Raw genomic sequence first — 5,525 nt, 5'->3', positions numbered from 1 at the left:
GGTTTCAGACTATGATGTGATCGCCATCAACATGCCGTGGCTTGGCGAGTTCGCGGAGAGCGGCATCATCCGGCCTATGGATACCTATATTCAGAAGACCGGCATAAACCCGCTCGATTTCCACCCTTCCATATGGTCCACCGCGACATGGGAGGGAAACGATTATGGAGTGCCCGGCTACTGCACGGTCGAGTTTCTTGCGGCGAGAAAGGACCTCTTCTCCGAGGCAGGACTGCCCTTCCCCAAGACCTTCGATGACGTAATTGCCGCCGGGCGCCGCTTCCATTCCCCAAACGACGGCATGTTCGGAGCGGTCTGGGACGGTGCGCGGGGCATGCCGATAGCATCGAGTTTTCTGTTTTTCCTCGGGGCGTGCGGACAGCCGGCGATATCGTTACGAAAGACGCGATCGGGCTTTACGCTCGACGGAGCCGATCTCGAAGAGCTGACTTGTACAATCCTCTCGGACGCCGGGTTTGCCGCTCTTGAATACATGCGCCGGCTGATCGAAATTTCGCCGCCCAAGATTCTCGAAATGGCCTGGGACCAGACCCTTGCAGTCTTCCTCAAGGGAAGAGCGAGCCTCGGCTATTTCTGGACGATGCGGGCTGCCCGGTTTGAATATGACGTTCAGTCCGTGGTGAAGCGGCGGGTGGAGTATCTGCCGCAACCATCGGGCTCAGGAGGCACCCGCGCTTCGCCGATCGGTGGCTTTCTTTTTTGTATTCCAACCAACCTGCCGGAAGAGCGGGTGGAACTGGCGGCTGATGCCATTGCCTGGATGGCCTCGAGAGAGGCAATGAAGGCGCACGTCAAGAACGGTTTCCCAGTTGCCCCGCGCTTTTCCGTCAGCGCGGATCCGGAGGCGGCGGCAAGTTCGCCGATCGTCCGTTTCGTCGATCAACTCGCGAAGAAGAATCTTCTGCATACGTGGCAACGACCAAATATCCCGCAATATACGATGATCGAGAGGACATTGGGCGTAGAGATCCACGACGCGCTATTGGGAAACAAATCGCCGCGGAGTGCCCTCGAGGACGCTGCGCAGCAAATTGAATTCAGCTTGAAATCCGGTCGCGGAAAACGGCCCAGGCAGAGCTCGGCTTCGACCCTCAATTCGGAGGACTTTCCGCTTGGCGGCACAAGCCGCGTGACTGAAAACTAGCCGCCTTTAACCTGTGCGCCCGTCTCCCAATCGTCCGATCACATCACTTGATGATGCCTAGCTTGCTGCGATCGGTGGTGAGGGCAACTGCCACCAGGGCCGTCAAGCCGAATACGATGTTCTGCGCCGTGGGCTGTACGCCAATGATGACCGTGACAATCCTCAGCCAGGAGGTGATCAAACCGCCCACGACTGCCGGGAGCAGGCCGCCGACACCGCCCGATATTGCCGTGCCGCCCAAAACGACGCCGACGATGGAGAGAAGCAACAGATTGCCTGCAAGCGTCGGTGAACTGAAGGTCGTTACGGATATCAGGAACAATCCGGCAATTGCGGCGCAACCCGCCGAGACGGCGAAGATGGTCGTGCGCACCACGATCACGTTGACCGCCGACATGATTGCGGCGCGTTCGCCGGTGCCCAGAGCATAAATATCTCTTCCAAGGCGCAGATAGCGCAACAAGGTTCCCAAGAGCGCGACGATGACGACGAGCGCGATCACTGTATTGGGAATTTCCGCAGTGCTGTCCGCAAGCCAGGTCACAAACAGGTCATTGTCAGGAACCGGCTCCGCCGTGGCGTTCGAAAGAAGCAGCGCCAGGCCGGACAGCATGCTCAGTGTCCCCAGGGTTACGATGAAAGAGGGCAGTTGCAGCCACGCATGGAACCATCCTTGCGCCGCTCCGAAACACATCACGATCAGGACAACGACAACCGACGTCCAGGGGCCAAAGATCGGATTGAGGACGACGACCAGAACGCCCGTCAGGGATGCAATGCCGGCGACGGAGAGGTCGATGCTGCCTGCCAGAATCGGCAGCGTTCCGCCGACGACGAGCGCGACGACCGGCGCGGCGTCCGAAAGGAAACTCAAAAGGGAATCCGTTTCGAGCACCCCCGGTGCGATCATGGCGCTGGCCAGCACGAGCGCAATCAGGACAAGCATCGGGGCTAGCGCCCGCAGGATCGTCGACCGTTGCCCGCCAAGAGCGCGGATAAGCGTACTGTCGAGTGCGTTTTGCATCGTGATGTTTCCCTATGAATTTCAGGGGTCGCGGGGCTGTCCGATGGATGTCAGACCATGGCCGCCACGACTTCTTCTTCCTTCGGCAAAGCGCCCGTCCTTAGATCGAAACGGGCGGTGATTTCGCCGTCACGCATGACGACGATACGATCGGAGAGTTCCAGAAGCTCCGAAATCGTGTCTCCGACGAAGATGATCGAAAGTCCGTTTTTTGCCTGTTGGCGGATGACATCAAAGAGATCATCCCTCGCACCGGGATCAAGACCCCTGCTTGGATGATCAAGCAGCAGAACCTTGAGGTCTTTCGCCATGAGCCATTTTGCGAGCACGGTCTTCTGCTGATTGCCGCCGCTGAGGCTGGAAATGGGAGCAAAAGGCGTGTGCATCTTCACCTTCAGGCGCCGCATCCATTCAAGCGCGACCGGGCGCTCCTTGCCTCGCCGCAGTAGAAGCGATCGCCAGCCGTAATCGAGGCCGAATGTCAAAACGGCATTCTCGAACAGAGACCGGCTGGGCAGCATGCCCTCCGAGCGCCGGTCTGCCGGAAGATAGCCTATACCCCGCCGGACGGCTGTACGCGGGCTGCACGAGGTCATCGTTCTGCCACTCAGTGCAATGCTGCCGGTATCGACGCGCTCCGCGCCGAACACCGCCCGGCAAACTTCTTCGGCACCGGAGCCGAGAACGCCGGCTATCCCTAGAATCTCACCACGGCCGAGTGCAAGGCTGACATTGCGGAAATGCGCTCCGCTGCCCAGCCGTTCCAGCTTGAGGACCGCAGTCCCATCCTGTTTCGGCATACCATTGCCTCCGCGAGGCTCGGTCGTGCGCTGCCGCCCGACCATCAGTTCATAGAGCTCGTTGCGGTCGACCGAGCGGCTGTCCCTCTCCGCCACCTTTCGACCATCCGTCATTACGACGATCCGGTCGCTGATTTCCAGCACTTCCTCCAGCCGGTGAGAGACGAAAACGATCGTTGCGCTTCCGCGCAATCTGTTGATCTGCTTGAACAGCAATTTGATCTCATCGGGCGTGAGCACCGACGTGGGCTCGTCAAACAGGATGATGGGCGGCCGATCGACAAGCTCCTCGATGGCGAGCACCTTGGCGAGTTCGACCTGCTGGCGTTCGGCAAACCGTAGATCTTCCACCGGTATGTGGGTGGGCAGATCGACGGAAATCTTGTGCAGCTGCATGCGCGCTGCCTTGTTCAGCGCCGACCATCTATAAAGCCCATTTCGCTTGGCAGGATGCGGCTTATCCAGAAAGATGTTCTCAGCGACAGTCAGGTTTGGAATGAGCGATTGTTCCTGGTGGACCATCCCGATGCCATAGCTGCTGGCTGCTGCCGCAGACCCGAGGACGATCGGCTTTCCATCAAGCAGCAGCCGGCCCTGGTCCGGCATGGTGAGCCCTGCCAATATCTTCAGCAAGGTTGACTTTCCGGAGCCGTTCTGGCCGATCAGACCGAGGACCTGCCCGGCAGGAATCTCCAGATCAATGTCTTCGAGAGCGACGACGTTGCCATAGGTTTTGCGTATGCCTTGGAGAACAAGCGAACCCGTCATTTTACCACCCTCAGTTTGCTACGGCGGTGCCATCCGCCGGCGGCAACTGCGACGATGATGACCGCGCCGCTGATAATGTGGCGTGTATAGGGACCTGCGCCAATCTGGATCAGGCCGTTGTTGAGCACTTCGAGGATCAAGGCGCCTAGCGCGGATTGCACCGCTCCGCCCCGCCCGCCGGTCAGAACCGTTCCACCCAGCACCGAGGCACTAATCGCGGGAAACAGCAGGCCATTACCGATATTGGCATTGCCGGTGCTCAGTTGTGCGGACAGCAGCACGCCGCACAACCCCGCCAGAAGGCCACAGATCGCGAAAGCCGCTATCTTAATGTGCCGGATGCGCAAGCCGGAGGCGACCAGCAAACTCTCGTCACCACCGATTGCGTAGATCATCCGCCCAAGCCTCGTATAGTTGAGGACGAGTTGACTGACGACGATCACTGCCAGCGCGATGTAGACGACCAGGCTCAAGTCGAAGATCCGAAGTCTTGCCAGGTTTAGGACAAGCGGATCGTTGATCTGCGGCACGCGTTCCGGGAAAAGCACCGCCGCGATTCCCAACCCGACAAACCATGTGCCGAGGGTGACGATCAGCGACGGCATCCGCAAAATTGCGTTGAGCACCGCGTTGAAGAAGCCGAAGGCCAGGCCCGCGGCAAGCGCGACCAGCAAGCCCATCATGCCGTAGTCGTTGCCGTTGACGCCATTAGCGACCAACAGGGCGACGATCATGCTCGTCGCAGCCATGATGCCCTCCAGCGACAGATCGATGGAGCCCATGATGACCACGAAACTGATGGCAGCGGCGAGTATGGCCGGGACCGCCGCTGCCTCTACGACGGATTTGAGGTTGTCGATCGTAAAGAAGCTTCCACTGACCAGTTGAAAGCCCACGGACAGCACGATGAGCGCTGCGATAGGACCAGCGAACTGAGTCCATGGCAACTTGCTTCTGACCGTGTCGAGAACCGTCAGCGAGCGAGCGACCGTTTGGGAGTGCATCCTGGTAGCGGCCTCCATCGACCCCTCCTTCCGATTAGTTATTCTCGTTTGCGCCTTCGGGAATCTGACCTGCGGAATCCTTCCAGAAGTCCTGCTTGATCTGGTCGTACGTGTAATTCGGCGCGTTCTTCTTGAGATCCAGATACTTGTCGACGTTGTCCTTCGTCACGACGTCCTGCTTGAGATAGAAATCGCGCTGCGCATGCGTCAGCTTCTCCGGATCGATGTCGCCGATTGCTGCGGCATAGGCCAGCGACATGGAAACCGCGCCTTGCAAGACCGGGTCGTTCCAGACTGTCGCAAGCATGTCGCCGCTCTTGACCATTTCCAGGCCGATGTTCGATCCGTCCGAACCGGTGACCAGGATCTTGCCGTTCAGGCCTTTTTCCTTCAGCGCAGCGACTGCTCCGCGGCCCATCGCATCGTTGGACGCGAAAATACCCTGCAGTTGGTCGCCGTAACGCGCGAGCCAGGTGCGGGTTATGTTTTGCGCCTTGGTTTCCTGCCAATCGCCGACCTGGGTGTCGACGAGCTCCAGTCCGGGGCATTCCTTGAGCGCTTTCTTCAAGCCGGCGATACGCTGAAAGGCCGGTGGCGTCGACGGAACACCCTCGATCGCGGCGATCTTGCCCTTGCCGTTCAGCGCCTTGCAGAGCGCCATGGCCTGATAGTAGCCAGACATCACACCGTCGAAGGACGTATGGGCGACCCAGTACTTGGAATTGGTGTCCCAAGGATGGATGTCTTCGGGCCGGTTCCAGATC

The 5,525-nt window shown here is 59.3% G+C and carries 5 protein-coding genes; 1 reads left to right on the top strand and 4 read right to left on the bottom strand.

Annotated elements, in window-relative coordinates; translation table 11 throughout:
- Positions 1-1,165 (top strand): extracellular solute-binding protein (locus tag ACPYOI_RS34660; protein WP_481424049.1); only part of this gene is annotated, 1,165 nt, incomplete at its 5' end.
- 43 nt (positions 1,166-1,208) lie between these two features.
- Here ACPYOI_RS34660 and ACPYOI_RS34655 read toward each other — a convergent pair.
- From ACPYOI_RS34655 to ACPYOI_RS34640, 4 genes are all read right to left on the bottom strand, one after another.
- The gene (locus ACPYOI_RS34655; RefSeq protein WP_481416214.1) at positions 1,209-2,189 is read right to left on the bottom strand and encodes an ABC transporter permease; all 981 of its coding nucleotides are present in this window, start codon (positions 2,187-2,189) and stop codon (positions 1,209-1,211) included.
- A gap of 50 nt (positions 2,190-2,239) precedes the next feature.
- The gene (locus tag ACPYOI_RS34650; protein WP_481416215.1) at positions 2,240-3,757 is read right to left on the bottom strand and encodes a sugar ABC transporter ATP-binding protein; all 1,518 of its coding nucleotides are present in this window, start codon (positions 3,755-3,757) and stop codon (positions 2,240-2,242) included.
- Positions 3,754-4,779 (bottom strand): ABC transporter permease, encoded by a 1,026-nt coding sequence (locus ACPYOI_RS34645; RefSeq protein ID WP_481416216.1) that lies wholly within the window; start codon positions 4,777-4,779, stop codon positions 3,754-3,756. Before ACPYOI_RS34645 ends, ACPYOI_RS34650 begins: the two co-directional genes overlap by 4 nt.
- 16 nt (positions 4,780-4,795) lie before the next feature.
- The coding region (locus ACPYOI_RS34640) for a sugar ABC transporter substrate-binding protein (protein WP_481424048.1) at positions 4,796-5,525 on the bottom strand (730 nt) is incomplete at its 5' end.

This window comes from Rhizobium sp. SVR5-2C (assembly GCF_056755115.1).
This window is presented reverse-complemented; position numbering and strand designations above follow the sequence as displayed.

Bases quoted from the DNA above. Each gene is read 5' to 3' on its own strand.
- ACPYOI_RS34650 (WP_481416215.1), bottom strand. From the start codon at position 3,757: ATGACGGGTTCGCTTGTTCTCCAAGGCATACGCAAAACCTATGGCAAC.
- ACPYOI_RS34655 (WP_481416214.1), bottom strand. From the start codon at position 2,189: ATGCAAAACGCACTCGACAGTACGCTTATCCGCGCTCTTGGCGGGCAA.
- ACPYOI_RS34645 (WP_481416216.1), bottom strand. From the start codon at position 4,779: ATGGAGGCCGCTACCAGGATGCACTCCCAAACGGTCGCTCGCTCGCTG.